Annotated in this window: 22 protein-coding genes and 1 tRNA gene; 9 read left to right on the forward strand and 14 right to left on the reverse strand. The window is 72.2% G+C overall.

Features of this window, described 5'->3' with window-relative positions:
• Positions 1-7: 7 nt before the first annotated feature.
• From ROJ8625_RS13380 to ROJ8625_RS13405, 6 genes are all read right to left on the reverse strand, one after another.
• A complete protein-coding gene (locus ROJ8625_RS13380; RefSeq protein WP_085792378.1) occupies positions 8-733 on the reverse strand; it encodes an ABC transporter ATP-binding protein in 726 nt (241 codons plus the stop codon).
• Complete coding sequence (locus ROJ8625_RS13385; RefSeq protein WP_085792379.1) at positions 730-1,518, reverse strand: ABC transporter ATP-binding protein; 789 nt, start codon at positions 1,516-1,518, stop codon at positions 730-732. Before ROJ8625_RS13385 ends, ROJ8625_RS13380 begins: the two co-directional genes overlap by 4 nt.
• Positions 1,515-3,368 carry an ABC transporter permease gene (locus tag ROJ8625_RS13390; protein ID WP_085792380.1) on the reverse strand — a complete coding sequence of 618 codons (1,854 nt, stop codon included), beginning with the start codon at positions 3,366-3,368 and terminating at the stop codon, positions 1,515-1,517. The genes ROJ8625_RS13385 and ROJ8625_RS13390 overlap by 4 nt, the downstream gene beginning before the upstream one ends.
• A 55-nt stretch (positions 3,369-3,423) precedes the next feature.
• The gene (locus ROJ8625_RS13395) at positions 3,424-4,632 is read right to left on the reverse strand and encodes an ABC transporter substrate-binding protein (protein WP_085792381.1); all 1,209 of its coding nucleotides are present in this window, start codon (positions 4,630-4,632) and stop codon (positions 3,424-3,426) included.
• 101 nt (positions 4,633-4,733) lie between these two features.
• Positions 4,734-6,533, reverse strand: a complete 1,800-nt coding sequence (locus ROJ8625_RS13400) for an ABC transporter transmembrane domain-containing protein (RefSeq protein ID WP_085792382.1) — start codon at positions 6,531-6,533, stop codon at positions 4,734-4,736.
• A 224-nt stretch (positions 6,534-6,757) separates the two neighbouring features.
• Positions 6,758-6,831, reverse strand: a tRNA-Gly gene (locus tag ROJ8625_RS13405).
• Between the two features lie 102 nt (positions 6,832-6,933).
• Between ROJ8625_RS13405 and ROJ8625_RS13410 the strand changes: the two genes are divergently transcribed.
• The gene (locus ROJ8625_RS13410) at positions 6,934-7,398 is read left to right on the forward strand and encodes a phosphate-starvation-inducible PsiE family protein (RefSeq protein ID WP_085792383.1); all 465 of its coding nucleotides are present in this window, start codon (positions 6,934-6,936) and stop codon (positions 7,396-7,398) included.
• A gap of 182 nt (positions 7,399-7,580) precedes the next feature.
• The gene (locus ROJ8625_RS13415; protein WP_085792384.1) at positions 7,581-8,087 is read left to right on the forward strand and encodes a cupredoxin domain-containing protein; all 507 of its coding nucleotides are present in this window, start codon (positions 7,581-7,583) and stop codon (positions 8,085-8,087) included.
• Between the two features lie 24 nt (positions 8,088-8,111).
• Here the strand turns inward: ROJ8625_RS13415 and ROJ8625_RS13420 are convergent, their stop codons facing one another.
• The 4 genes from ROJ8625_RS13420 to rplK all read right to left on the reverse strand — a co-directional run bounded on the left by ROJ8625_RS13420 (position 8,112) and on the right by rplK (position 11,209).
• The gene (locus tag ROJ8625_RS13420; RefSeq protein WP_085792385.1) at positions 8,112-8,729 is read right to left on the reverse strand and encodes an SOS response-associated peptidase; all 618 of its coding nucleotides are present in this window, start codon (positions 8,727-8,729) and stop codon (positions 8,112-8,114) included.
• A gap of 12 nt (positions 8,730-8,741) precedes the next feature.
• Positions 8,742-9,941: a class I SAM-dependent methyltransferase gene (locus tag ROJ8625_RS13425; RefSeq protein WP_085792386.1), complete on the reverse strand. Its 1,200-nt coding sequence runs from the start codon at positions 9,939-9,941 to the stop codon at positions 8,742-8,744.
• Positions 9,942-10,059: 118 nt separating this feature from the next.
• Entirely contained in the window at positions 10,060-10,758 is a 699-nt protein-coding gene (gene rplA, locus ROJ8625_RS13430; protein ID WP_085792387.1) for a 50S ribosomal protein L1, read from the reverse strand.
• A 1-nt stretch (position 10,759) separates the two neighbouring features.
• Positions 10,760-11,209 carry a 50S ribosomal protein L11 gene (gene rplK / locus ROJ8625_RS13435; RefSeq protein WP_085792388.1) on the reverse strand — a complete coding sequence of 150 codons (450 nt, stop codon included), beginning with the start codon at positions 11,207-11,209 and terminating at the stop codon, positions 10,760-10,762.
• A 367-nt stretch (positions 11,210-11,576) separates the two neighbouring features.
• Between rplK and ROJ8625_RS13440 the strand changes: the two genes are divergently transcribed.
• The 4 genes from ROJ8625_RS13440 to ROJ8625_RS13455 all read left to right on the forward strand — a co-directional run bounded on the left by ROJ8625_RS13440 (position 11,577) and on the right by ROJ8625_RS13455 (position 16,688).
• On the forward strand, positions 11,577-12,710 hold the full coding sequence (locus ROJ8625_RS13440; protein WP_085792389.1) for a glycosyltransferase: 1,134 nt from the start codon (positions 11,577-11,579) through the stop codon (positions 12,708-12,710).
• A gap of 129 nt (positions 12,711-12,839) precedes the next feature.
• Positions 12,840-13,097 (forward strand): hypothetical protein, encoded by a 258-nt coding sequence (locus tag ROJ8625_RS13445; protein ID WP_159456766.1) that lies wholly within the window; start codon positions 12,840-12,842, stop codon positions 13,095-13,097.
• A gap of 152 nt (positions 13,098-13,249) precedes the next feature.
• Complete coding sequence (locus ROJ8625_RS13450) at positions 13,250-15,478, forward strand: GumC family protein (protein WP_143535118.1); 2,229 nt, start codon at positions 13,250-13,252, stop codon at positions 15,476-15,478.
• Positions 15,465-16,688 (forward strand): polysaccharide biosynthesis/export family protein, encoded by a 1,224-nt coding sequence (locus ROJ8625_RS13455; RefSeq protein ID WP_159456767.1) that lies wholly within the window; start codon positions 15,465-15,467, stop codon positions 16,686-16,688. The genes ROJ8625_RS13450 and ROJ8625_RS13455 overlap by 14 nt, the downstream gene beginning before the upstream one ends.
• Positions 16,689-16,698: 10 nt before the next feature.
• On the opposite strand, the gene ROJ8625_RS13460 is transcribed toward ROJ8625_RS13455, so the two are convergent.
• Positions 16,699-17,364, reverse strand: a complete 666-nt coding sequence (locus ROJ8625_RS13460) for a sugar transferase (RefSeq protein WP_085792393.1) — start codon at positions 17,362-17,364, stop codon at positions 16,699-16,701.
• A gap of 290 nt (positions 17,365-17,654) precedes the next feature.
• Between ROJ8625_RS13460 and ROJ8625_RS13465 the strand changes: the two genes are divergently transcribed.
• The 3 genes from ROJ8625_RS13465 (at position 17,655) to ROJ8625_RS13475 (ending at position 21,408) form a co-directional block, all read left to right on the forward strand.
• A complete protein-coding gene (locus ROJ8625_RS13465; RefSeq protein WP_085792394.1) occupies positions 17,655-17,915 on the forward strand; it encodes a spike base protein, RCAP_Rcc01079 family in 261 nt (86 codons plus the stop codon).
• Positions 17,915-20,116, forward strand: a complete 2,202-nt coding sequence (locus tag ROJ8625_RS13470; protein WP_085792395.1) for a sialate O-acetylesterase — start codon at positions 17,915-17,917, stop codon at positions 20,114-20,116. Before ROJ8625_RS13465 ends, ROJ8625_RS13470 begins: the two co-directional genes overlap by 1 nt.
• Positions 20,117-20,184: 68 nt before the next feature.
• Positions 20,185-21,408, forward strand: coding sequence for a polysaccharide pyruvyl transferase family protein (locus ROJ8625_RS13475; RefSeq protein WP_085792396.1), 1,224 nt, complete (start codon positions 20,185-20,187; stop codon positions 21,406-21,408).
• Here the strand turns inward: ROJ8625_RS13475 and ROJ8625_RS13480 are convergent.
• From ROJ8625_RS13480 to ROJ8625_RS13490, 3 genes are all read right to left on the reverse strand, one after another.
• On the reverse strand, positions 21,363-22,604 hold the full coding sequence (locus tag ROJ8625_RS13480; RefSeq protein WP_085792397.1) for a glycosyltransferase family 4 protein: 1,242 nt from the start codon (positions 22,602-22,604) through the stop codon (positions 21,363-21,365). The genes ROJ8625_RS13475 and ROJ8625_RS13480 overlap by 46 nt on opposite strands.
• A gap of 77 nt (positions 22,605-22,681) precedes the next feature.
• A complete protein-coding gene (locus tag ROJ8625_RS13485) occupies positions 22,682-24,346 on the reverse strand; it encodes a glycosyl hydrolase (RefSeq protein ID WP_085792398.1) in 1,665 nt (554 codons plus the stop codon).
• A gap of 4 nt (positions 24,347-24,350) precedes the next feature.
• On the reverse strand, positions 24,351-25,499 hold the full coding sequence (locus ROJ8625_RS13490) for a hypothetical protein (RefSeq protein WP_200813318.1): 1,149 nt from the start codon (positions 25,497-25,499) through the stop codon (positions 24,351-24,353).
• Positions 25,500-25,529 lie beyond the last annotated feature (30 nt).

A 25,529-nucleotide genomic window follows, 5' to 3' on the forward strand; every position in this document is an offset into this window, starting at 1 on the left:
CGTGTCTTCAGGGCGTGGACGTGGCCGACACCGACAAGTACGTGTCGCGGATGTTGGGGTCGGCCTCGAGCGCGTCAAAGCTGCCGTCGAAGCGGACGGTGCCGTGATCGAGGACGAGCGCACGATCCGATACCGCGCGGGCGAAAGCGAGATTCTGTTCGGACAGAACGACCGTCAGGCCCTCGTCGCGGAGCCGCGCGATGGCGCGGGCCATCTGCGACACGATCACCGGCGCGAGGCCCTCGGACGGCTCGTCGAGCAGGACAAGTGCCGGATTTCCCATGAGAGTTCGCGCCACGGACAGCATCTGCTGCTCACCGCCGGAGAGCGACCGGCCCGGCGCGTCGCGGCGTTCGGCAAGGTTCGGAAAGAGATCGAAGAGCGCGTCCTCGGTCCAGCCGGGACCGTTCGGGCCGGCCGGGCGGCGCCCCACCTCGAGGTTTTCGCGCACCGTCAACTGCGTGAAAACACGCCGGTCCTCGGGCACGTAGCCGATCCCGGTACGGGCCACGCGGTAGGGCGGCCAGCCGGTCACATCCGTATCGCGGAAGGTAACGCGGCCGCGATGTGGCGGCAGAAGTTGCATGATCGCCTTGAGCGTCGAACTCTTGCCTGCCCCGTTGCGCCCCAGAATTGCCACGATCTGACCCGCCTCGGCGGTCATGGACACGCCGTGGAGCACCTGCGCTCGCCCATAGGATGAATCGATGTCGCGGACGTCCAAGAGGCTCATGGCGTCTCCTCCCGCTGCGCCGCGGCGGGTGCGGCGTCCTCGAGGGCGCTGCCGAGATACACCTCCTGAACGGATCGGTCGGCCTGGATCGCGGCCGGTGGCCCCTCCGCGATCAGGCGGCCGCGATCGAGGACGAGGATCCGCTCGGCATGGGCGAAAACCGCGTCCATGTCGTGTTCGGTGAAGAGGATGGCGGTGCCCCGGTCGCGGGCGATATCGCTGACGAGGGTCATGAGCGCCGCGCGCTCGGCCGGTGCCATGCCGGCGGTCGGCTCGTCCATCAGCAAGAGCCGGGGGTCGTGCGCCAGCGCCATCGCGAGATCGAGCCGCTTGAGATCGCCGTAGGCGAGGACGGCGGCGGGGCGTGCGGCCTGTTCGGCCATGCCCACGGTCGCCAAGAGCTCCATCGCCCGGTCGCGGTAGAGCCCGCGCGCCCGGGGCACGAGCGCGAAGCTGCGCCGGTGATGCGACATCAGCGCGACCTGCACGTTCTCGACCACGCGCATGGAGGGATAGGTGGCGGTGATCTGGAAGGTCCGGCCAACGCCCGCGCGCCAGATCCGGCGCGTGGGCCAGCGGGTGATGTCCTGCCCGTCGAGCAGGATCTGCCCCCCGGTGGGGCGCAGTTCGCCCATCAACATGGAGAAGCAGGTGGACTTGCCCGCGCCGTTGGGACCGATCAGGGCGACGATCTCTCCGCGGGCGACGGCGAAGCTGACGTCGTCGACGGCGCGCAGCGCGCCGAAATGGCGCGACAGGCCGCGGATGTCGAGCAGCGCGGTCATTCGTCGGGCTCTCCGCCCGGGCGCCGGCGCGCGGAGAGGCGGCGCAGGCCGCCCACGAGTCCGTCGGGGAACACCAGGACGACGGCGAGGATCGTCAGGCCGAGTGCGAGGCGCCAGTAGTCGAAGCGGGTCAGCAGATCCTCGAGCCCGGTGAACACCGCGCCGCCGACCCAGCCGCCCGAGAGCGTCTTTACCCCGCCGAGGAAGACGACGATCAGCGCCTCGAAGCTGCGCGCGATCTCGAGCTCGTCGGGAAAGATCGAGCCTTTCGAGTAGACGAAGAGCCCGCCCGCGAGCCCTGCCATCGCGCCGGCGAAGGTGAAGGCGGCAAGCTGCAGGCGGCGCGTGTCGAGCCCGGTGGCCGCCGCGCGGCGGGGCGCGTCGCGCGCCGCGCGCAGGCTGTAGCCGAACGGCGCGTGCGCGGCATGACGGAGCACGAGGATGCCGCCCACCGACACCGCGAAGGTGAGCCAGTAGAAGACATCGGGCGTGGCCCAGGCGGCGGGCCAGACGCCGACGATGCCGTCGTCGCCGCCGGTCACCGCGCCCCACTGGTAGACGAGCGACCACAGAAGCTGGCCGAAGGCGAGCGTGAGCATCGCGAAGTAGACGCCGCTGGCGCGCAGGGACACCGCGCCGATCCCGAGCGCGAGCAGCCCCGCACCGAGCGGCGCCATCAGGATCGACAAGGCCATCGGCGTGTCGGCGTAGCGCACGAGGAGCGCGGCGACGTAGGCGCCGCCGCCGAAGAAGGCGGCGTGCCCGAACGACACGAGCCCGCCCTGCCCCAGCAGGAAATGCAGCGAGGCGGCGAAGAGGCAGAAGATGAGGATGTCGGTGGCCAGCACGCGCGCGAACGGCCCGGCGTAGAGCGGCAGCGCCGCGAGTGCCGCGAGCGCGGCGACGGTCAGGGCCACGCGCAGACCCCCGGCGGGGGCGATCGGCGCCTCGGGGCGGCCGACCTGCCCGATCTCGCCGGCGACCTCCTCGCGCCCGAGGAGGCCGAAGGGCCGCCAGAGAAGGACCGCGACCATCACCACGTAGGTGAGCACCAGCGTCGATTGCGGCAGGTAGGTCACGCCGAACACGTTCAGCACGGAGATCAGCACGCTGGCGATGAGCGCGCCCGGCAGCGAGCCCATGCCGCCGATGACCACGACGACGAAGACCTGCGCGAGGATGGTGAAATCCATCAGCAGGTCGGCCCCGCCCTTGGGCAGCTGGAGCGCGCCGCCGAGCCCGGCGAGCGCGCAGCCGAGGCCGAAGATCCCGGTGAAGAGCCAGCGCTGGTTGACGCCGAGCGCGCCCACCATCTCCCTGTCCTGGGTGGCGGCGCGGACGAGGATGCCGAGCCGCGTCCTGGCGATCAGCAGCCACAGCAGGAGCGCGACGCCGGGCGTGATGGCGATGAGCGCGAGATCGTATTGCGGCACCGGCTCGCCCATGATGCGCACGACCGAGCCGAGCCCCGGCGCGCGCGGACCGAGAAGGTCGGTCGGCCCCCAGATCATCAGCGCGAGATCCTGCACCACCAGCACGACGCCGAAGGTGGCGACGAGCTGGAACAGTTCGGGCGCGGCGTAGACCGGGCGCAGCACGATCATCTCGACCAGCGCGCCGATCGCGCCGACGACGAGACCCGCAAGCAGGATCGCGCCCCAGAACCCGACGGCGCCCGGCAGCACCTGCATCAGCGAATAGCCGACATAGGCGCCGAGCATGTAGAACGAGCCGTGCGCGAAGTTCACGATCCGGGTCACGCCGAAGATCAGCGACAGGCCGGACGCGACCATGAAGAGCGCGCCGGCATTGGCGAGCCCGGTGAGAAGCTGCGCGAGGATCAGGCCCATGCGGGTCTCCGGTGGGTCGGCGCGGCCGGCCGTCGCGTGGCGGGGCCGCGGCCGGTCACTCCGACGGGCGCAGCTCGCGCACCGTGTCGTCGTCGGGCAGGAAGTCCGCGCCGTCCTTGTACTCCCAGTCGACCATCACGCCCTCGCCGTCGCGCAGGGCGGTGGTGCCGACCCACGCGCCGAGCGTCGCCTGGTTGTCGATCTCGCGGTAGGTGATGGTGCCGGCGGGGATCTCGACCTCGAGTCCTTCGAAGGCCTGGCGGATGGCGTCGGAGTCGGTCGAGCCGGCCTTCTCGATCGCCGCGGCGATGGACAGCGCGGTGGCATAGCCGACGTGGCTGCCGTTCTTGGGCGTCTCGTTCCAGCGCGCCTCGAACGCCTCGACGAAGGCGGCGTTGGGGCCGTCCTCGAAATCGTACCAGGGATAGCCGGTGACGATCCACCCCTCGGGCGCCTCGGCGCCGAGCGGTTCGAGATACTCGGGTTCGCCCGACAGGAGGCCGTAGACGGTGCGATCCTCGAACAGCCCGCGGGTGGTGCCCTCGCGCACGAACTTGGCGAGGTCGGGGCCGAAAGTGACGTTATAGATCGCGTCGGGCTTGGCGCGTTCGAGCGCCTGCACCTCGGCGCCGGCGTCGATGCCGAAGAGCGCGGGCCATTGCTCGGCCACGAACTCGACCTCGGGCTTGAGCTCGGTCAGCACCTCCTTGAACGCGGCGACGGCATCCTTGCCGTAGGCGTAGTTGGGGGCGATCGTGGCATAGGTCACGGCGTCGTCCTGCGCCGCCTGCTCGGCCAGCATCGCGGCCTGCATGTAGGTCGAGGGCCGCAGCCGGAAGGTCCAGGGGTTGCCCTGGCTCCAGGTGACGGCATCGGCCAGCGGTTCGGCGGCGAGGTAGACGAATTCGCGGTTCGCGGCGAGCGACGAGATGGCGAGGCCGACATTCGACAGGATCGAGCCGGTGATCATCGCGGTGTCCTCGCGGGTCATCAGCTCCTGCGCGATGCGGATCGCCTCGCCCGGTTCGCCCTGGTCGTCGCGGAAGACGAATTCGAGCGGACGGCCGAGCACGCCGCCGTCGGCGTTGATCTCCTCGACGGCCATCTCGATGCCCTTGCGGTAAGGCTCGGCGAAGGCCGGCAGGCGCTTGTAGTGGTTGATCTCGCCGATGCGGATCGGCGCGCCGTCCTGCGCGGCGGCGGGCACTGCGATGGCGGCGAGCGTCGTGGCGACGAGACCGGCCAGAAGGCTGTTGCGGTGCATGGACTTCGTTCTCCCTGCTGTCGGGGCGGACCTTATAGGGCGGCGCTGCGCTTGCACAGTCGCGACCGGGCCGCGGCGTGCGCCCGTGCCGCGCGGCGCGGTCACTCGGCGGCGATGCCGTCGGTGAACTGGAGCCGCGCGAGGCGGGCATAGAGACCGCCCTCGGCCACCAGCGCGTCGTGCCGGCCGGTCGCGACGATGCGGCCGTCCTGCATCACCACGATGCGGTCGGCCTTCTTTACCGTGGCGAGGCGGTGGGCGACGATGATGGTGGTGCGGCTCTCGGCAAGCTCGTCGACCGCCGCCTGCACCGCGCGTTCGCTTTCGGCGTCGAGGGCGGAGGTCGCCTCGTCGAGGAGCAGCAGCGGCGCGTCGCGCAGGATCGCGCGGGCGATGGCGACGCGCTGTTTCTGGCCGCCGGACAGCATCACGCCGCGTTCGCCGAGCCACGTGCCGTAGCCGTCGGGCAGGTCGACGATGAAGTCGTGCGCCGCCGCCGCGCGGGCCGCGGCCTCGATCTCGGCGTCGGTGGCGCCGGGGCGGCCGAAGCGGATGTTGTCGCGGGCCGACGCGGCGAAGATCACCGGGTCCTGCGGCACCAGCGCGATGTGGTTGCGGAACGCGGCCCGCTCCATCGCGTCGAGCGGCACGCCGTCGAGCAGCACCCGCCCCGAATCCGGCTCGTAGAAGCGCTGAAGCAACTGGATGATCGTCGTCTTGCCGGCGCCCGAGGGCCCGACGAGCGCGATCGTCTCGCCCGGCGCGACCTCGAGGTCGACCTCGTCGAGCGCGGGGCGGTCGGGCCGCGCGGGATAGGCGAAGCTGACGCGATCGAAGGTCACCGCGCCGCGGGCGGGGCTGGCGGGCGGCACCGGGTCGGCCGGGTCGCGGATCGGATCCTCGGAATCGAGGATCTCGACCAGCCGTTCGGTCGCGCCGGCGGCGCGCTGAAGCTCGCCGAAGATCTCGGACAGGGCGGCGACGGCGCCGGCGACCATCACCGCGTAGATCAGGAACTGCACCAGCGAGCCGACGCTCATGGTGCCGGCGCGGACATCCGACGCGCCGACCCAGAGCACGCCGACGATGCCGGTGAACACGAGGAAGATGACGATGGCGGTCAGGAACGCGCGGGTGCGGATGCGCCGGCGGGCGGCATCGAAGCTCTTCTCGGTCACGTCGGCGAAGCCGGCCTTGGACACGGCCTCGTGGGTGTAGCTCTGCACGGTCTGGACCGCGAGCAGCGCCTCGGACGCGTTGCCCGAGGAGGCCGCGATCCAGTCCTGGCTTTCGCGCGAGAGGCTGCGCAGGCGGCGGCCGAGCACGAGGATCGGCACGAGCACTGCCGGGACCAGCAGCAGCACCAGCATCGTCAGCTTGGGCGAGGTGAAGAGCATCAGGATCATGCCGCCCACGAACAGAAGCGCGTTGCGCAGCGCGATCGAGACCGACGAGCCCACGACCGACAGGATCAGCGTGGTGTCGGTGGTGATCCGGCTGAGCACCTCGCCGGTCATGATGCGTTCGTAGAACACCGGCGAGAGGTCGATGACGCGGTCGAAGATCGCCTTGCGAATGTCGGCGACGACCCGTTCGCCCAGCCGCGTGACGAGCGCGTAGCGCAGCGCCGTGCCGATCGCGAGAAGGCCCGCGATGCCCAGCGCGGCGAGGAAATACTGATCGAGCAGGCCGGCATCGGGCCCTTCGAAATTGTCGACGACGCGCCGGACGGCCAGCGGCAGCAGGAGCGAGATGATCGCGGTGGCGACGAGCGCGGCGAGCGCGGCGGCGAGGAGCCCGCGATAGGGCGACAGGAACGGCCACAGACGGCGCAACGCCCCGAGCCGGCGCGACTTGGCACGCTCCTGCTGTCCGGTGGCCGGCGCGGTGTCTCTGGCCATGCGTCGTCTCTCCCCTTTTCCTCGGCGCTCACGGTTCTGACATGCTGAGCCGGACGGTCAAGCGCCGCGATGACGCGCCGCGCGGCGGTCGGGCGCCGCGATGACGCGCCGCGCGGCGGTCGGGCGCCGCGATGACGCACCGCGCGGCGGTGTCGCGGCGTGGAGCTGGAGACGCGCCGTCAGGTCGCCGGGGCGAAAGCGGGCGCTGCGCGAAGGGGGAAAGCTGGAGCGGGTAGCGGGAATCGAACCCGCACCAAGAGCTTGGAAGGCTCGTGTGATACCATTTCACCATACCCGCTCGCTGTAGCCCGCAAGTAGTCAAACGCGGGAGAGTCGTCAAGCGGACGGGAGACCGGCGGCCCGCCTCGCCGGGGCGCCGGTCGGCCCTACGTCCCCGGGCATGACACGATTTCTGGAAGGCGCATATCGGTGGTTCAACACGGCGGTGTCCGCCGTTCTGCTGATCGGCATCCTGGCGGTCGTGGGGGTCGCGGCAGCGAGCTTTCTGCGGCTGACGGCCGAGACGATCCAGGGCACGCCGACGAATGTCAGCTATCCCGAGCTTCAGTCGCTGTTCGACCGGCTTCTCGGCGCGATCATCGCGCTCGAACTGGCGCATTCGCTGCACCTGATGGTGACCGGGCAGCGCGGCTTCGCGCAGGTGCGGATCGTGCTCATCATCGGGATCCTGGCGGTGGTGCGGAAGCTGATCGTGATCGAGCTGGACGCGGTGTCGGGGTTCCTGCTGCTCGGTCTCGCTGCGGCGATCGCCGCGCTCGGGACGGTGTTCGGCGTGCTGTCGTGGCTGGAGCGGAAGTCGCCCGACGCGGCGCAGCGCAGCGACGCCGGGCGCAGCGCGGAGTGACCCGGCTTCGGGGCCGCCCGGGGACGGCTTTCGGGGGCGGCTTCGGCGCGATGCCGGCGGGCGGGCCCGGTTGCGCCCGGACCGCCGTTTGAGGGCGCTGCGCCTCATTTTGGCCGCAAAACCACGCTACCTCTCACGCCGATCATGGGTGGGGACCTGTGTCAGAATGCGAGGTGCGTGACATGCGTCGCACGATTCTTGCCGCCACGAGCATCGTGGCGGGACTTGCCGCAACCGCGGTGTCTGCCGCCGAGCACGAGGTGGTGATCCTCGGCGACGGTTTCTTCCCCGAAATCGTGCATGCCGATCCGGGCGACACGATCCGTTTTGTCAACGGCGTGGATCTGGTGACCGCGGCGACGGCGACCGACGAGAGCTGGTCGACCGGCCTCATCTTCCTGAACCAGGAAAAGGTCGTGACCGTGACCGAGGGCATGACCAAGACCTTCGACGACCGCATGCCGGTGGGCTTCGTCCAGCCCGCGGACGAAAGCGACATCGGCGAGGACGACCTCGCGGCGTCGGAGGAGGAGGTCGAGGACTGGGACGAGACGACCGCCGAGCTGTCGGGCACGATCGAGTGGGAAACCGCGGCGCCGATCCTTCTCGACGAGAACGGCCAGCCGATGACCGACGCCTATGTCGTCGATGCCGGCGATGACGGCGACGTGGGCACGGCGACGCAATAAGACCTGCGAAGGCGCGGCGACGGGTCAGCCGGGCGCGCGTTCGGTGAAGTCCAGCGATCCTTCGGGCGCGGCGCGCATCAGGCGGGCCGCGCCCTTTCCGTCCTCTCCGAGCCAGAGCGGCCAGTCGGCCTGGTCGACGATGACCGGCATCCGCGTGTGGATGTCCGCCATTCGGCCCTCGGCCTCGGTGGTGACGATGGCGCAGCTGCGGTAGGCGGTGCCGTCCCTTTCCCAGTCCTGCCAGATCCCGGCCATGACGAGCGGTTCGCCGTCCGTGCGGGTGATGAGGTAGGGCTGCTTTCGGCCATCCTCGAAGCGCTGCCATTCGTAGAAGCCCGATGACGGGATCAGGCAGCGGCGTTCGCGCGCGGCGGCGCGGAAGGCGGGCTTTTCGGCCACCGTTTCGGCCCGCGCGTTGATGAGCAGCGGGCCGTCCTTGGGGTCCTTGTACCAGTGCGGCAGGAAGCCCCAGCGCATCCCGTCGAGCCGGCGGGTGCCGCCGTCGTCACGCCGGACCGCCGCGATGGTCGTTGTGGGGCGGACGTCCATGTTCTCGGCCCCCGGCACGTCGTTGCCGGGCACGGCGTCGAACAGGCGGGCCATCGCGTCGGGCGGCAGGGTCACGGCGAAACGTCCGCACATGGTCGGGACTCCTCAGGATCGGCGCAGAAGCGACGAGTAGAGAACGAGGCCCCACGGCCCGAGGGTTCCCTCGATGCGGGCCCAGAGCGCGCCGGCGGCGATCGGGTCGAGCCCGGCGGCGGCGGTGATCTCGGCCACGCTGCGCCGCCCGTCGATGCGTGACAGGAGCGGCGCGGCGGCCTTGGGCAGGGCGAGGTCGTGGCGCTCGTCTCCGAGGCGCAGGGGCAGCGCGCGGCCGGCGGCGACGGCGCGCGCGGCCGCGTCCGCCGCGACCCCGCGCAGGTGCGGGACGAGATCGCCCTCGCGATGCGAGGGCACGTGCGGCGCGGCATCGTCCGGCAGCGCATAGGCGATGTGGGTCTTGATCGTGCCGCGCAGCTTTTCCGCCAGCGCCATGCGCACGTTCGCGGGCAGCTCGGCGCCCGTCTCCGACAGCGCCGACAGGTCGTAGAGGCCGGGCATCGCGAAGCGTGCAAGGCGCCAGCCGGTCGCCGCGAAGGTGTCGATAAGCTCGGTCACGCTGTAGGGCCGGTCCCGCCCGTGAAGCAGCAGATCGTAGAAGCCCGCGTCGGACGCCTCGTGATCGACGAGATGCGGGTTGCGCCGGAAGGGGTGGCCCTCGGGCACGCGGGCAAAGATCTCGCGCGCGGCGGCGAGCCGCGTCTCGGGCGGCATCTCGGCCAGGAGCGTGCCGAACGCCTCCTGCAGCGGGTAGACGCCGGACCGGCCGTAGGGCGCGTAGACCATGAGGCCGAGACCGCCGCCGGGGGCGAGCGCGGCGCGCAGCGCGCGGAAGCCGTCCTCGGGCGCGTCGAGATGGTGCAGCACGCCGCAGCAATCGATGTAGTCGAACGGGCCGAATTCGGGCGCATCGAGGAGCGAGCCGGTGCGGAAGGTGACGGTGTCGAGGCCGCGCGCGGCGGCGCGGGCCTCGGCGATGGACCGGGCGCGTGGCGACAGGTCGAGATAGGTGATCTCGGCCGCGCGGCCGGCGCTCTTCATCACCTGGGCCAACTGGATCAGGCCATCGCCGGTGCCGCCGCCGGCCACCAGCGCGCGCAGCGGCCGCGTCCAGTCGCGGCGCCCGCCCCAGAGCGCGTCGTCCATCTCGAGCGGGTGCGAGGGCGCGCCGGTGATGAGCCGCCGTGCCTCGTCCGCGGGATCCCGCTCGGGATAGGGGTAGGCGTCGTAGTGTTCGGTGAGGGTGACCATGGGGCGCTCGCTTCGGGACCGGTCCCGTCTTAGCGGCTGCTGCGCGCGGGCGCGAGGGCTGCACGAAAAAGGCCCCGGACGCGTGTCCGGGGCCTTTCGATTCGGGATGGTGCCGGGCTCAGCCCTGGGTGGCGTTGGTCACGTCGACGGTGACGCCGGGGCCCATGGAGGAGGACAGCACGACCTTCTTCATGTAGGTGCCCTTGGCGCCGGCCGGCTTGGCCCTGGACACCGCATCGACGAAGGCGCGGACGTTTTCGGCAAGCTTGGCCTCGTCGAACGAGATCTTGCCGATGCCCGCGTGAACGACGCCGGCCTTCTCGGCCTTGAACTGCACCTGGCCGCCCTTGGCGTCCTTGACCGCCTGCGCGACGTCCATCGTCACCGTGCCGACCTTGGGGTTCGGCATCAGGTTGCGCGGGCCGAGGATCTTGCCCAGGCGACCGACGATCGGCATCATGTCCGGCGTCGCGATGCAGCGCTCGAACTCGATCTGGCCGTTCTGGATCGTTTCCATCAGGTCCTCGGCGCCGACGATGTCGGCCCCTGCCTCCGTCGCCTCTTCGGCCTTCGCCCCGCGGGCAAAGACGGCGACGCGGATCGTCTTGCCGGTGCCGTTCGGCAGGCCGACCACGCCGCGGACCATCTGGTCGGCGTGGCGCGGATCGACGCCGAGATTCATCGCGATCTCGAGCGTCTGGTCGAACTTGGTGTTGGCGTTGGCCTTGATGAGGCTCACCGCCTCCTCGACCGTGACCTCTTCCTTGCCGGCGAAGGCTTCGCGCGCGGCGCGCAGTCGTTTTCCGATCTTGCCCATGTCACTTCACCTCGATGCCCATGGACTTCGCGGAGCCCAGAATGATCTTCATCGCGTCCTCGACGTCGTTCGCCGACAGGTCGCGCATCTTCGCCTCGGCGATCTCGCGCACCTGCTTGCGGGTCACGGTCGCGACGGTTTCACGGCCGGGCTTCTCGGCGCCGCGGGGACGGTTGCGCTTGCCCACGGGCTTCAGGCCCGCCGCCTTCTTGAGGTAGTAGGACGCCGGCGGCGTCTTGATCTCCATCGTGAAGGACTTGTCCTGATAGTACGTGATCAGGGTCGGGCACGGTGCGCCGGGCTCCATCTCCTGCGTCTTGGCGTTGAACGCCTTGCAGAATTCCATGATGTTGATGCCGCGCTGACCGAGCGCGGGGCCGACGGGCGGCGAGGGGTTCGCCTTGCCTGCAGGGATCTGCAGCTTCATCTTGCCAGCGAGCTTCTTGGCCATCTGGCGTCTCCTTTCTTCAACGGCCGCGGGACGCGTCCCGGCAGCGTTCATGTTGCGTGGTCAGGTCCGGACGGCGCGCCGCCCTCGCCTCCCACGAAGAGTGCCGCGACGATGGGGCGATCGACGAATGCCGCAGGGAAGCGGCGGCCGAGGATCACCGCAGGGATGCGGCAGATCGCGCGCATACACCCGAGCGCCCGCTGACGCAAGCCCGCCCTGCCCCACGCTTGCCCGGTGCCCGCCCGGTGCCGCGGCAGGCACGGCGCAATTCGACGGCGCAGCCGCGCAAAGCGGAACTCCACCTTTGCATTCGCGCCGAAGTTGCGGGATTGAACGGCGGGGTGCGAGTGCGACGCGAGGTAGCGACATGATCGAAGAGCCCCGAATCGACATCCAGAACGGGCGGCGCGTCGCCATCGTGCATTACTGGCTCGTCGGCATGCGCGGCGGCGAGCGCGTGATCGAGGCGCTGTGCCGGATGTTTCCCGGGGCCGACCTGTTCACGCATGTCGCCGACCGGGCGGCGCTGTCGGACGCGCTCAACCGCCACCGGATCGTCGAGACCCGGATCGGGCGGCTGCCGATGGCGCGCCGGTTCTACCAGAAGTACCTGCCGCTGATGCCGCGCGCGCTCGAGGAGCTGGACCTGTCGGGCTACGACCTCGTGATCTCGTCGGAATCGGGCCCGGCCAAGGGCGTGATCGCCCCGCCCGGCGCGCCGCACCTGTGCTATTGCCATTCGCCGATGCGCTACCTGTGGGACCAGTACCACGTCTATCGCGGCGGCGCGGGGCGCCTGACGCGGGCGCTGATGCCGCGGCTGGCGCACGATCTGAGGCAATGGGACGTGACGAGCGCGGCGCGGGTCGACGGATTTGCCGCCAATTCGAGCTTCGTCGCCGAGCGGATCCGCAAGTACTGGCGCCGCGACGCCGACATCGTGCACCCGCCCGTCGCGGTCGACGATTTCGCGCCGGTCGCGCGCGGCGAGCTGGGCGATTTCTATCTCTGGGCCAGCGAGCTCGCCCCGTACAAGCGGCCCGACCTCGCGGTGGAGGCGTTCCGGCGGCTGGGCAAGCCGCTCGTCGTGATCGGCGGGCCCGACGCCACCGTGCGCGAGCTGCGCCGGGCGGCCGGGCCGCAGACGACGTTCCTCGGCAAGGTGCCGTTCGCGGAGCTGCGCGCGCGCATGGCGCGGTGCCGGGCACTGATATTTCCGGCCGAGGAGGATTTCGGCATCGTGCCCGTGGAGATCATGGCCTCCGGCCGCCCGGTGATCGCGTATGGCCGGGGCGGCGCGCTCGACACCGTGGTGGACGGCGAGACCGGGCTGTTCTTTCCCGAGCAGAGCGTCGAGGCGCTGATCGACGCGGTCGAGCGGTTCGAGCGCTCGGAGCTGTCCAGCGCGGGGCCCGACGCCTGCGTCGCCCGCGCGCGCGGCTTTGCCGAGCCGGCGTTCCGCGCGGGGATCGCGCGGGCGCTGGCCGGGATCGGAGCGTGACCCCGGCAGACATTGCAGGAGCGCGGGCGCTCAGTGGTTCGTGACGCCCGTTCGCGTCTTCGGCGATTGGCAGCGGCGGGCATGCGCGGTAGGCTTGTCACGGGTGTGCAGGACCAGCAGGGGATGGTCATGACCGAGCTTCATCGCGCGGCGTCTCGGGACGTGGGCGCGCAGGATGCGGGCGAGAACGACGCGCGCGGGCCGCGAAAGCGCCGGCCGCTGGCGCTGGCCGCGGCGGTTCTGGCCGCGCCGCTGGCGCTGGCGTTCTGCGCCTATCTCGGGTGGACGGGCATGTCGCTGGTGCTGCTGCCGCTGGTCTACATCGCGGCGGGCGCGGGCCTGACCCTCGTCATCGCCGGCGTGCTTTGGGCGTTTTCCGCCGCCTGATCCGCGCCCGCAGCCTCATTTTCAGACATTGTTAACGACCTGCCGGTAGATCTTCGCTGATCGCACGCAGCGCGGGATTTCTGCGTTGCGGCACAACCCAACGACGTGCAGACTTCCTGTGCGATCACCTCTGGGGAAGTACGCCAGTGCAGATGTCCGACGGGGGCCTTCCGTTTCAGAACGCCTGGCCCGTAGCCAGCACGGAGGATGACCGGATCGAGCTTCGGTCGCTCTTCCTGCTGATCTGGCGTCGGAAATCCGCGATCCTGGCCGTGTCGCTGGCCGGCATGATCGTGGCCTTCGCGCTGGTGAGCCAGGTGACCCCGCGCTACAGCGCGGCGGCGCGGGTGATGCTCGACCCCCGGACGGTGCAGGTCCTCGACTCCGACGACGTGGTGTCGAACCTCACGCTGAGCACCGCGGTGCTCGACACCGAATCCGCGATGCTGCGGTCCACCTCCCTGCTGGAGCGGGTGATCGCCGGGATGGAGCCCGCGGCACTGACGCGCTTCGACCCGGCGAACCAATCGCCCGGCCTGATCGACGAGGCGAAGGACGCCGTGGCCGGCGCGCTGTCGGCGCTGATGGCGGCGGTCGGGCTGGACCGCGCGGCGGCCGGGGCGCCGGCCCGCCCGCAGCTCGACCCCGAGACCGAGCGGCTGCGCCGCCTGACGGGCGAGCTCAAGCGCAACTTGCGGGTCTGGCGCGAGGGCGAATCCTACATGATCACGGTCGCCGTCACGACGCAGGACCCGGCGCTGTCGGCGGCCTTCGCCAACGGCATAACCGAGGCCTACATCGCCGGCCAGATCGAGCAGCGCGGCGCGACGGTGCGTGGCGCCACCGATTTCCTGACCGGCCGGGTCGCGGAGATGCGCGGCGCGCTGGAAGAGGCCGAGGCGGCGATCGAGACCTTCCGCAGCGGGCAACTCGCCGAGAGCGGCGTGTCGCTGGAAACGCTGGAGCAGCAGCTTCTCGACCTCAACAGCCAGCTCGCGCTCGCGCGGGCCGACCTCGCCTCGGCGCAGTCGCGCTACGACCGGATCGCGTCGGTCATCTCGACCGACGGGATCGAGGTCGCGGCCGAGCTTCTGTCGTCACCGCTGGTGATCTCGCTGCGCGAGGACCTGCTGGAGCTGCGTCGCGAGGATGCCGATCTCGCCACGGCGCTCGGGCCCGAACATCCCGACCGGCAGCGCCTGCGCGCCTCGATCGGGCTGGTGTCGGACGACCTCGCGGCGGAGGTGCGCAAGATCGTGGCGACGCTGCGCAACGATGCCGAAGTGGCCGAGATCCGGGTGCAGTCGCTGCGCGACAGCCTCGGCGAGATCGAGACACGGCTGATCGAGATGTCGCGCGACACGCTCGCCCTGCGCCAGCTGGAGCGCGAGGCCGAGGCGGTGCGCACCAACTACGCCGCCGTGCTCGACCGCCTGAACGAGACCCGGTCGGTCGAGGAACTGCAGCGCGCCGATGCCCGGATCGTGGAGCGGGCCTATCCGCCGATCCAGCCGTCGGAGCCGCGGCTGATGCTGTTCACCGCGCTCGGCGGCAGCGTCGGTTTCATGGCCGGGCTGGTGCTCGTGTTCGTGCTGGCGATGAGCACCGTCGGCTTCCGCGGCAGCGGCCAGATCGAGCAGGCCACCGGGCTGCCCGTTGTGGCGTCCCTGCCGCGGCGGCGCTGGCGCACGGTCAAGGGCATGCTGCGCGCGCTGCACGCCGATCCCTACCAGGCCTTCGCCGAGCGGCTGCGCGCGCTTCGCACGACGCTGAAGCTTCATGCCGAGGGCCGCGCGATCCGCACGATCGCCGTGACCTCCGCCGTGCCGACCGAGGGCAAGACGACCACGGCGGCGGCGCTGGCCTGCATCGAGGCGATGGCCGGGCGCCGCTGCATCGTGCTCGACCTCGACACGCGGCGGTCGGTCCTCGCGCGCGAGTTCCGCTACGCGCCGCCGGGCGGGGACCTCGCCGACGTGCTGGCGGGGCACGCCCCGCTGCAGGACGCGATCAGCCCCGTGCCGGGCGAGAACTTCGATCTGCTGACCGTGCGCGCGCCGGCGCCGCAGCTTCTGGAGCAGGTGGGGCTCGCGCGGCTGAAGTCGGTGCTCGCGGTGCTGCGCGACAGCTACGACACGGTCATCATCGACACCCCGCCGGTGTTCCTCGTGGCCGACGCTCTGGCGATCGCGACGGTGGCCGACACGGTGCTGATGGCCGTCAAGGAAAGCAGCACGCGCCGCCGCGCGGTGACCGAGAGCGCGCAGCAGCTCGTCGAGGTCGGCGCGCGGTCGGTCGCGCTGGTGATGACGATGGTCGATCCGCAGGAGCAGAAGGACACCTATGGCATCTCGACGGACGTGTCGTATGCGCCGCGCTAGCCGCGCCGCGCTGGTGGCGGGCGCCGCGCTGATCGCCGGGGCGGCCGCCGCGCAGGAGGACGGCGCGACGCGCTACCGGCTCGTGGCCGGCGACACGCTCGCGGTCGATTACGTGGGTGCGGACGACACGATCGCCGCGCCCGTCGACATGGACGGCGACGTGCGCCTGCCGGACGTGGGCGGCGTGCCGGTGGCGGGGCTCACGCTCGACGAGGCCGAGCGCAGGATCGTCGCGGCGATCACCGAGGCGGGGCTGTTCGTCGATCCGCGCGCGAGCCTGAGCGTGGAGAGCTACGCGCCCATCGTGGTGAGCGGCGATGTCGGCGCGCCGGGCCGCCACGAGTTCATCCCGGGGATGACCGTGGCCACGGCGCTCGGCCTGTCGGGCGGCGCCGAGGCCGGCGGCGTCGGGCGCTACGAGATCGAGCGCGCGCGCGCCGAGGCGGCCGCCGGCCTGCGTGCCGCGAACCTCGAGATCGCGGCGCAGGTGGTGGAGATCGCCCGGCTGTCGGCGATGCGCGACGACGTCGGGACGGTGACGCTGGCATCGGACGCGCGGGCCCGGATCCCGGCGCCGGACCGCGTGGACCTGCGCCGCCTGCTGTCTGGGGCGGACGCGCTTCTCGGCAACGACCGGGCCCGGCGGGCGGAACTCCTGGACTTCTGGGAGGACGAGATCCGCACGATCGAGGCGCAGCAGGCGCTGTTCGACGAGCGCATCCTCGTGCAGCGCGACACCGCCGCGCGCGTGGCGGACGAGCTGGAGACCGCGCGGCAGCTGCAGGCGCGCGGGCTGCAGACGGCGGCGCGGATGAGCGCGGCGGAACAGCGCGACGCCGACGCGCAGAGCCGCGTCCTCGAACTCGAAAGCGCGCGGATCGCGGCGGCGCGGGCGATCTCGAGCGCGCAGCGCGAACGCAGCCAGTTCCTGCGCAGCTGGCACGACACCGCGCTCAGCGGTCTCAACGCGGCGCGCGTCGCGCTCGATGCCGCGGAGCTGCAATACGCGCGCTACCTCGAGCTGCAGGCGCTTCTGTCGGATGGCGGGATCGGCGCGCTCCTGACCTCCGACATCGTGGAGGTGCGGTTCGAGATCCGGTCCTCGCGCGACGGGCGGCCGGCGCCCGACGCGGTGGATGCCGACACGCGGGTGCTGCCCGGCGATACGCTCCTCGTCGACGTGGAGCTCGCGACCGTGTCGGGCGGCTGAGGCCGGCGCGTCAGCGTCCCGTCGCGTTGAGGACCGCGCCGATCGTGCGCCACAGGATCGCGATGTCCATCAGCAAGGTGCGTGACGAGGAATACTCCACGTCGAGCCGGACACGCGCGTCGTAGTCGACGTCGTTGCGGCCGGAGACCTGCCAGAGCCCGGTGATGCCCGGCCGGCCGCTCAGGTAGCACCATTCGTAGCCGCGGTAGCGCGCCATCTCGACGGCGGTCACCGGCCGCGGCCCGACAAAGCTCATCTCTCCGCGCAGGACGTTCACGATCTGCGGCAGCTCGTCGAGGCTGGTCTCGCGCAGGATCCGGCCGAGCCGGGTGATGCGCGGATCCGCGGCAAGCTTGAAGCTGGCCGCCCATTCGCGGGCGGCCGCCGGGTCCGCGGCGAGATGCGCAGCGAGCACGGCCTCGGCGTCGGGCACCATCGTGCGGATCTTCCAGCAGCGGAACGCGCGCCCGTGCCGTCCGATCCGGGCGTGGCCGAAGAAGCCGGGCCCGCCGCCGGCGCGGGTCGCGAGGTAGAGCACGAGGATGATCGGCGCGAGCATCGGCAGGAGCAGGAGCGCGACGGACAGGTCGAACCCGCGCTTGGCCGCGCGCCCGAGCAGATCGTCCTGGGCAAAGCGGTCGACCCGCCCCGGAATCCGGTCTTCTGTGTGTCGCATGGGAAGGCTCCGGGAGTCGGCCGCGGCGCGCACGCGCGTCGTTTCAGGTTGTGGCGTAGTCCGACTATGCAACCAAAACACGACGTATCGACGGCTTTCGGCCGTCGCGCCCGGAAATGCGCGGAAACTGACCAATCCGGCGGCAGCGCCGGCGCGGGTGCCGCCCTGAGAGGCAGCGTCGGAGCGGCGCGCAACGGCGTCCGCGCGCGCCGCGCTGGCGAGGCGTTAACCAAGGGCGCCTAGGGTCGCCCCGAGTGTTCACCTGACGTCCGGCCACACGGGAGACCCCCATGAGCGATCGTTTCCAGTCCTACGTTTCGGGCCTCGAAAGCCCGGCGACCGATCTCCTCGAGATCTTTCCCAGCGACGACAGCGACCTGCCGCACGCCGTGCGCGCGCTGAGCGTCGCGCAGTCCGGCAGCGTCCGGGTCGAGACCGTGGGCGGCAGCGTCGCGTCGGTCTTCGTCGCGGCGGGGGCGGTCATGCCGGTCCGGGTGCGGCGCGTGTTCGCCACCGGGACCGATGCGCTCGGCATCACCGGGCTGATCTGATGCGGCTGTCCGTCTCTGCCGGCCCCGCCGCCCCGGCCCCGCCGGCCGGGGCGGCCGCCACGGGGCCCGACCTGATCGCCCCGCCCACCGTCTCGGGCAGCGCGGCGCAGGGCGCGGAGCTGCTGGCCGATCCCGGGACGTGGAGCGGGAGCGGCCAGATCGGCTTTGCCCTTCGCTGGATGCGCGACGGCCGCCCGATCCCGGGCGCCACGGGTCCGCGCCACGTGGTCGGGCCCGCGGATGCGGGCACGCATGTCGCGTGCCTTGTCACCGCGACCGACGACACCGGCGCGCGCAGCGCGGTCAGCGCCGGTGTCACGATTCCGGCGGCGCTCGCGCCCGCGGCGCCCGCGCTCCTGCTGATGGTAGCGGGGCAGTCGAACGCGCGCACCGCCGGCGTGTCGGCGGCGACGCCGCCCGACGCCTATACCGACGGCACGCTCGGCGACACGTGGATCCTGGTGCAAGGCACGGGCATCGCCGACGCGGCCTTCGCGCCCTACGACGTGACCGCCAACGCCGACCCCGACAACAGCGGGACGGCCTGGGGATCGGAGGCGGCGTTCGTTCACCGGATGCGCGAGGCCGGCGACGACCGGCCGGTCTACATCGTGAAGGAGGCGACGAACGGGCACAGCCTCGATTTTCACTGGGATCCGGCGCGCACCGGCGCCGACTTCGCCCGGCTGGAGGACAAGGTGGCGCGGGCGCGGACGCTCGCGCCCGGCGGTCTGGCCGAGGTGCTGTTGTGGTGCCAGGGTGAGCAGGACGCCAACGATGAGGCGACGGCGGCCGCCTACGCGGCGAACCTGACCGCGTGGTTCGCGGCGCTCCGCGCGCGGGTCACGACCGGGCTTGTCGTGGTGGAGCGGATACGGCCGCTCGGCTACGCGCCGGGCAACGTGGTCGACGACAGCGCAGGCTACCTGCGCGCGGCCGGGATCCGCGAGGCGCAGGTCGCTGTGCCGCTGGCCGACGGCACCGCGACCAGCGTGGACCTCGATTTCCTGCCGGCGACGTTTCCGTTCATCCATCCCGGTGCGGCGTGGACCGAGGGAAAGGGCGCGCGCGGTCACGCGGCCTGGACCGGCACCTACGACGCGACCTACGGCGCGATCACCGACACCGCGCCGGCGCCCTACACGTTTGCCGACCAGACCGACGTGCCGGTGGGCGCGGTCGCCGTGTCGGACGCCGTGGAGATCACCGGGCTGGGCCGGCGTGCGCCGGTCGAGATCACCGGCGGCGAGTGGCGCAGCCTCAACGCGCTCGACGGCGACAGCGTGGTCACCGACTGGACCGCCGGGCCGGGCCATATCGACACGTTCCGCAAGCTGCAGCTGCGCGCGACCGCTTCGGCGACGGCAGACACCGCGATCACCGTGGCGGTGAGCGTCGGCGGCGTGGGCGAAAGCTGGTCGGTGCGAACCGCCGCGACCGCGCAGAGCTACCGCGCGGAAACCGAGGCGTTCACCGCCGCGGCCGTGGCGCAGGGCGGGCAGAGCATCGTCGGTGCGCAGAAGGATGCGCTCGACGCCTTCTACGACAGCGCGGCGGCGGCGAGCTGGTGGCCCAAGGTGGCGCGGCTCTATTGCCGGCTGGCCGACGAGACGTCCTCGCTGCTGAACCTCGTCGACCAGACCCGCATGGCCGACAATGGCGGGTCGAGCGCGTTCAACACGCCGATGACCTGGAGCGCGGCGACGGGCTGGACCGCGGCGGATGGCTCGCGCAGCGGCATCTCGCTGGACTTCGACCCCTCGGTGGGGTTCACGCACGACGATCACGGGATCGCCGTCTTCTTCGCCACGCTGAGCGACACTGCGGCGGCGTCGATCGACGACGGGGGTGTCGACGAATACTACCTCAGGGTGCTGTCCTCGGGATCCGCGCGCCTGCGCTGCGCCTCGGGCGGGAACGTGAACATCGCCGGGGTGTCGCCGGCGGCCGGAATGTGGGCGATGATGCGGACCGATGCCGCCACCATCGCGCTGCACGGGCCGGACGGGACGATCCGCGACGTGGCGTCGAACGCGATCTCGGGGCCGACGGCGTCCTACCTCGCGCTCGGCAGCGTGGAGGCGCAGGTGTCCGATGCAGGGCACCTCGGCGCGGCGGTGTTCTACCGCGCGCTGACCGGGGCCGAGGCGCAGGATTTCGCCGCGACGGTCGCCGCGCTGCACGCGGCGTTCGCGCTGTGAGCGCGGCGCTTGACCGGGCCCGCGCCTGCGGTCAATCAGGATCAAGGGCGCACCCCTCGGGCGAGGCGATGGACACCAGCGGATCCGACAGCGGCACAGCGACGATCCTGTGCATGAACGTCAAGTACTCGCCCAATCTCGGCGACGGGCTTCTTTCGGAATGCCTCGAGGCGGCGCTGATCGCGCGCGGGGCCGCACCGGGAACGACGTCGGCCGACCTCGCGGGGCGGCAGGCCTACGGCGAGGGCATGGCCGGGCGTGGTGCGGCGATGCGCGTGCTCGACGCGCTGCCGGGACCGGTGCGGCACCGCGCGGTGCGCGTGCCACTGGCGCTCAAGGCGCGGTCGAGCTGGGCGCCGCGATACCGCGCGGCTCTGGCGAGCGCGGACGCGGCGGTGATCGGCGGCGGCAACCTGTTGTCGGATCACGACCTGAACTTTCCGACGAAACTGGCGCTGGCGCTCGACGCCGCGCGCGCGGCTTGCGTGCCTGTCGCGCTCTATGCCTGCGGGATGGGCGCAGCGTGGAGCGCCGAGGGCGACCGGCGGCTGCGCCGCGCGCTCGCCGCCGGCGGGGTGCGGGCGGTGTTCCTGCGCGACGCGGCCTCCTGCGCGCGGTGGGACGCGCGGTTTGCCGACGTGACCGGCCTTCGGGCCGAGCGGGTGCGCGACCCGGGGCTCCTGGCCTGCGACACCTACGACGTGCCGGCGCGCGGCGCGCGCGACGTGCCGCATGTGGGCCTCGGCCTGATGAGCGACATCGCGATCCGCTATCACGCCGACACCCGCATCGGCGCCGCGGCGCTGCTGGACTGGTATGTCGGTGTGACGCGGGCGCTGGTGGCGCGCGGGGCGCGGGTGACGGCCTTTACCAACGGCGCGCCGGAGGACCGGGCCACGGCGGCGACGCTGCGCGCGCCGCTGACGGAGGCCGGGGCGATGGTCGCGCAGCCCGAGACGCCGGCGGCGCTGGCTGCGCTTCTGGCCGGGTGCGACGCACTGGCGGCGTTCCGCATGCACGCGGTGATCGGGGCGTATTCCTTCGGCGTGCCGGCGCTGGCGCTCGCGTGGGACGACAAGCTCGATGCGTTCATGGAGTCGGTCGAGCGCGCGGACTGGATGGCGGACGCGGCGACGCTGCCGCCGGAGGCGGTGGCCGACCGGCTGATCCGCGCGGCGGCGGAGGGCGTGCCGGCGGCCACCCATCGCGCCGTGATCGATGCCGCGCGTTCGGATGTCGGGCGGCTCTACGCCGCGATCGGTGCGCCCTTGCGGCGCAGCGCGGCGTCGTAGAGGGCCAGCATGTCGTCGATCCAGCCCTCGGGCGAGGCGCAGAGCCCGGCGGTTCCGGCGGCGCCGCGCCGGCTCATCGACGCGATCTCGGCGGGTTCCATCGCGTCGAACCCGGCGAGGAGATCGGCAAAGCCGTCCGCGTCGCGCGGGTCGCAGGCATAGCCGAGGCCACGTTCGGCGATCTCGGCGGCCAGGAGCGCGCTGCGCGACAGGATCACCGGAAGGCCGGAGAGCGACGCCTCGGCCGCGACGAGGCCGAAGGGTTCGGGGTATCGCGAGGGCATCACCAGCGCGCGCGCCTGCCGCGCCTCGGCCGCGATCGCCGGGCGGCTCAGCCAGCCGGTGAAGCGCACCTGCGGATGGGCGGCGGCGAGCCGGTCGCGGAGGGGGCCGTCGCCGACCACGGTCAGCGGCACGCCCGCGCGGGCGGCGGCGCGGATCAGGTCCTCGATGCCCTTTTCCGCCTCCACGCGCCCGATGAAGAGCAGGCCGCGGTTGTCCTCGGCGCGCACCCTTTCGGGCACGAGCGCGGTGGCCGGGTTGCGCAGCGTCCGCAGGTGCGCGGCGGGGTAGCCCGAGCGTTCGAGATACGGGGCCATGCCGGGATGGATCATCAGGATTCCGCCCCACGCCGCGTCCTTCGGCAACGTCCGTGCGAGGATCATCTGCCGCGTCACGCGCCAGCCCTTCTGGGCGTAGTTGCGCTTGTCGCACTGGGTGCCGAGGCAGGACATCGACAGCGGGACGCGGTCGCAGGGCCGCATGGCGCGATAGTCCATGAAGCCGCCGTTGGGACAGCCGAGAAAGAAGTCGTGCGCGTGGATGAAGACGCGCGGGGCCACCGGTGCCAGCGGCGCGAAGACCGCGGCGGTCAACGTCTTGGACCACGAGTGGACGTGGTAGACCGTGTCGGGCGTGTCGTGCCGCGCGATCGTCCGGGCCACGGTGTCGGCCACCTGCCGGTTGTAGAGCCCGCGCGTCGCGGCGACGCGGCGCGGCGCCTTCATCAGCGGGGCCGCCCCGACATGGCGGTGCGCGACGCCGGCGGCGGCAAGCTCGGGGTTGGGCAGGTCGTCGGCGGCGAGGAAGACCGTCTCGATCCCGCGCGCCGCGAGGTTCTTGGCCTGAAGCAGCGCGAGGCCCGTGGCGCCGCCGCGCGCGACACTGGCATCGTTGAGAATGACGACCCTGGGCATGGCGCGCTCTCCGCCTCAAGTTGTGCTGCACCGCGGAGTTTGCCGCGCGCAGGTGGAATTGCAAGCGCGACCGCGCGTTAGGGCGCCCGCAATGTGATGCGAAAGCGCGTCACGTCGCCGGTGGCGTCCGCGTTCGGGCCGACGCTGAGCTCGAGCACGTCGCCGGGGGCGAGCGAAAGCCCGCGGCGCGCCACCTTGATTGGATGCGTGCCGGACTGCGCCGCAAGCGCGGCACCGTTGAGTGTGACCGACACCGAGATGCCGTCGGTGGTGCCGGCGCCGGGCGCGAAGGACGCGTCGAGGTCGATGACCTGCGCCGTCGGCGCGACGTAGCGATGCACGATATGCACCGGACGGCCGGCCCAGACACCGGGGCGCAGCGTGTCGGCGGCGAGCCGGATCCGGCCCAGCGCGGGCGCGCCCAGATGCGGCGTCCATGGCGCGGCCGGAGCCTGCTGCCCGGGCATGAGGCGCAGGGGATGGTCGCGGTCGCCGTGCCGGGCGAGCCGGTCGAACGGGTCGCCGGGCCGGGCGCCGGTGGCCTCCGGGTAGGTGAACTGATCGAAGCTGTCGGCGATCACGCCGTCGGGGCCGAGGGCCGGCGGCGCGGCGTCGTCCGGCCCGATGACGATGACCGGGCGGTCGGGGGACAGCAGCAGCGGCGGCGGCAGGTCGCGCCCTTCGGCATCGACGGCGCGCGCGCCGGGGGGCAGCGTCACGCCGCGCCGCGCGCCCCACAGCACATGCGTGCCGCCGGCGAACCGGCAGCCGTAGCCGAAGGGATCGGGCGCGGCGTCGACGACCGCGCGCCGCTCCATCCGTGCGGCGATCAGGCGCCACGCCCGCCCGGCCGGGGTGATCCGGCCGTCCGGCGTGAAGAGCGGCACGTAGCCGTCGCCGCGGTCGTTCAGCGGATACCACACCGCGCGCGACACGCCGGCCAGCGCCATCTGGCAATACATCCTGACCGCATAGGATGCCGACCCGGCGCGATCGGTGGTCCCGAACTCGGTGATCTCGATCGGCATCTCCGCGATGGCGGGCCGGCGGCGCAGCACCGCGATCTGGCGCGCGAGCTGCTCGGGCGCGGTCGAATAGGGATGGAGCGCGAGCGTGTCCATGTGGTCGGCGGCCCCGGCGGCGAGCAGCGCGTCGAGATAGGCGCCGGGCAGCGAGTGGAGCGCACCGCCGGAGATGCGGATCCCGGGCCGCGCGGCGCGCGCGGCCCCGGACGCCGCGCGCAGGAGCGGGACATAGGCGCGAGCCCGCGCCTCGGGCGTCATGTCCTTCAGCGGACCGCGCACGAAGTTGGTGCCGTTGAACTCGTTGCCGATCTCGAGCGAGTCGACATTCGGAAAGCGTCGCACCAGGGCGCCGGCGAAGGCGCCGAAGGCCGCGACCGCCGCGTCGGAGTGCGGGGTGTCGCCGCCATCGTAGAGCGGATTGCCCCAGTTCAGGACGATCGACAGGCGACTGTCGCCCAGCGCGTCGGGAAAGCGCTGGCGCGGGCCGTCGAACACGTAGGTGCCGGGCGCGCGTTCGGCCCGGGCCCAGACCATGCCGTCGCGCAGGTCGCGCACGCCGAGGGCGCGCGCGCCGTCGAGCGTGCCGGGCCGGCGCCCCTGCGAGAGGTTCGAGGCCGCGGCGAGCGCGGGGCCGACGGGCTCTGCCTGCGGGGCGGAGGGCGGCAGGAGCGCGAGGACCGCGAGCGGCAGGAGACCCGGGAGCACCCAGCGGCGCATCGCCCTACCCCTCCACCGGCCGGGGCCGCACCGCGCCCGCGGCCAGCGGCCGCGCAGACGGTGGCGCGGGTGGCGCGCCCTCGGCCCCGGGCAGGCCGGCTGCGGCGAGTTCCTCGCCCACGCGGGCGATCACGCCGGAGGCGGTGGGCAGGTATTCGAACCGGCCCTGCCGCCCCGCGGTGACGATGCCCGCGGCCTGCAGGCGGTCGAGCACCTCGGCGACCCGCGCTGCGTGACCGGGCGCGTAGAGCGGGTAGGCCGACGGGGTCAGCGCGTGCCCCTCGAGCCGGAGACCGTCGGCCAGCGCGAGGGTGCCGAGATGGGTGGCCAGATCCGCGAACGCGTCCTCCGGATCGGCGCGGGCGCCGGGCGGAAGCGTCACCTCCACGCTGAAATGCGCGCGGGGCGCGCCGGTGTCGGGATAGAGGCGCGAGTGGATCGTCGCCCGCTTCCACCGGCCATCCTCGTGGAAGTTGAAGAGCACGTTGCCGATGTCGGGCGACAGCCACCGCGCCGAGACGAAGAGCGTCATCAGGTCGATCGAGGCGAGGCCCGAGGGCGTGCCGAAAACCGCGCGGTGGGTGGTGTCGAGCGGGATCGTGGCGGCCACCGCGCCGACGCGCCGCGTGCCGGCGGCGGTGCCGACCGAAAAGCCTTCGCCGTCGGCCGCGATGCGCGTGACCGGTTCGTTCAGCGCGACCTCCACACCGCTTGCCTCCAGCGCCACGCGGATGGGGGCGAAGAGCGCGTCCATGCCCGCGCGCGGCCGTACGCGCAGGGGTGGGGCCACGGGGGCGGGATCGCCGCGGGAGAGCGCGCCGATCGCCCGGCGCAGGAGCGCCGCGGGGCGCGTCGCACGCTCCACGAGGCCCATGCGGCGCTGGAAGAACGCCTCGTCGATCTGGGTCGCCGGGACGTGGTGGAAGCGCTCCACGTAGGCGCGGAGCCCGGAGCGCGCGTAGAGCGTCGGCCCGAGGCGCGCGCGGCAGATGCCGTCGAGCGTGCCGTCGCGCGGGTGACGGAGACGGCCGGTCAGAAGCTCCGCCGCGACGCGCAGGCGCAGGCCGAGGGGCCAGCCCATCAGTTCGCGCCCGGCGATCATGTAGGGCTCGACCCGGCCGGAGGGCACGATGCGGCGGCCGACGCGGCGCACCTCGGGGCAGCTCTCCGCAAGGCCCGGCGC

Origin of the sequence: Roseivivax jejudonensis, from assembly GCF_900172265.1 — a bacterium.
Taxonomy (GTDB): domain Bacteria; phylum Pseudomonadota; class Alphaproteobacteria; order Rhodobacterales; family Rhodobacteraceae; genus Roseivivax; species Roseivivax jejudonensis.

What these genes read in the sequence shown, in the direction of transcription:
- ROJ8625_RS13445 (WP_159456766.1), top strand. Translation starts at nt 12,840, where the DNA reads ATGACCGAGCTTCATCGCGCGGCGTCTCGGGACGTGGGCGCGCAGGAT.
- ROJ8625_RS13460 (WP_085792393.1), bottom strand. Translation starts at nt 17,364, where the DNA reads ATGCGACACACAGAAGACCGGATTCCGGGGCGGGTCGACCGCTTTGCC.
- ROJ8625_RS13380 (WP_085792378.1), bottom strand. Translation starts at nt 733, where the DNA reads ATGAGCCTCTTGGACGTCCGCGACATCGATTCATCCTATGGGCGAGCG.
- ROJ8625_RS13480 (WP_085792397.1), bottom strand. Translation starts at nt 22,604, where the DNA reads ATGCCCAGGGTCGTCATTCTCAACGATGCCAGTGTCGCGCGCGGCGGC.
- ROJ8625_RS13465 (WP_085792394.1), top strand. Translation starts at nt 17,655, where the DNA reads ATGAGCGATCGTTTCCAGTCCTACGTTTCGGGCCTCGAAAGCCCGGCG.
- rplA (WP_085792387.1), bottom strand. Translation starts at nt 10,758, where the DNA reads ATGGGCAAGATCGGAAAACGACTGCGCGCCGCGCGCGAAGCCTTCGCC.
- ROJ8625_RS13420 (WP_085792385.1), bottom strand. Translation starts at nt 8,729, where the DNA reads ATGTGCGGACGTTTCGCCGTGACCCTGCCGCCCGACGCGATGGCCCGC.
- ROJ8625_RS13385 (WP_085792379.1), bottom strand. Translation starts at nt 1,518, where the DNA reads ATGACCGCGCTGCTCGACATCCGCGGCCTGTCGCGCCATTTCGGCGCG.
- ROJ8625_RS13425 (WP_085792386.1), bottom strand. Translation starts at nt 9,941, where the DNA reads ATGGTCACCCTCACCGAACACTACGACGCCTACCCCTATCCCGAGCGG.
- rplK (WP_085792388.1), bottom strand. Translation starts at nt 11,209, where the DNA reads ATGGCCAAGAAGCTCGCTGGCAAGATGAAGCTGCAGATCCCTGCAGGC.
- ROJ8625_RS13400 (WP_085792382.1), bottom strand. Translation starts at nt 6,533, where the DNA reads ATGGCCAGAGACACCGCGCCGGCCACCGGACAGCAGGAGCGTGCCAAG.
- ROJ8625_RS13485 (WP_085792398.1), bottom strand. Translation starts at nt 24,346, where the DNA reads ATGCGCCGCTGGGTGCTCCCGGGTCTCCTGCCGCTCGCGGTCCTCGCG.
- ROJ8625_RS13475 (WP_085792396.1), top strand. Translation starts at nt 20,185, where the DNA reads ATGGACACCAGCGGATCCGACAGCGGCACAGCGACGATCCTGTGCATG.
- ROJ8625_RS13395 (WP_085792381.1), bottom strand. Translation starts at nt 4,632, where the DNA reads ATGCACCGCAACAGCCTTCTGGCCGGTCTCGTCGCCACGACGCTCGCC.
- ROJ8625_RS13415 (WP_085792384.1), top strand. Translation starts at nt 7,581, where the DNA reads ATGCGTCGCACGATTCTTGCCGCCACGAGCATCGTGGCGGGACTTGCC.
- ROJ8625_RS13410 (WP_085792383.1), top strand. Translation starts at nt 6,934, where the DNA reads ATGACACGATTTCTGGAAGGCGCATATCGGTGGTTCAACACGGCGGTG.
- ROJ8625_RS13390 (WP_085792380.1), bottom strand. Translation starts at nt 3,368, where the DNA reads ATGGGCCTGATCCTCGCGCAGCTTCTCACCGGGCTCGCCAATGCCGGC.
- ROJ8625_RS13440 (WP_085792389.1), top strand. Translation starts at nt 11,577, where the DNA reads ATGATCGAAGAGCCCCGAATCGACATCCAGAACGGGCGGCGCGTCGCC.
- ROJ8625_RS13455 (WP_159456767.1), top strand. Translation starts at nt 15,465, where the DNA reads ATGCGCCGCGCTAGCCGCGCCGCGCTGGTGGCGGGCGCCGCGCTGATC.
- ROJ8625_RS13450 (WP_143535118.1), top strand. Translation starts at nt 13,250, where the DNA reads ATGTCCGACGGGGGCCTTCCGTTTCAGAACGCCTGGCCCGTAGCCAGC.
- ROJ8625_RS13470 (WP_085792395.1), top strand. Translation starts at nt 17,915, where the DNA reads ATGCGGCTGTCCGTCTCTGCCGGCCCCGCCGCCCCGGCCCCGCCGGCC.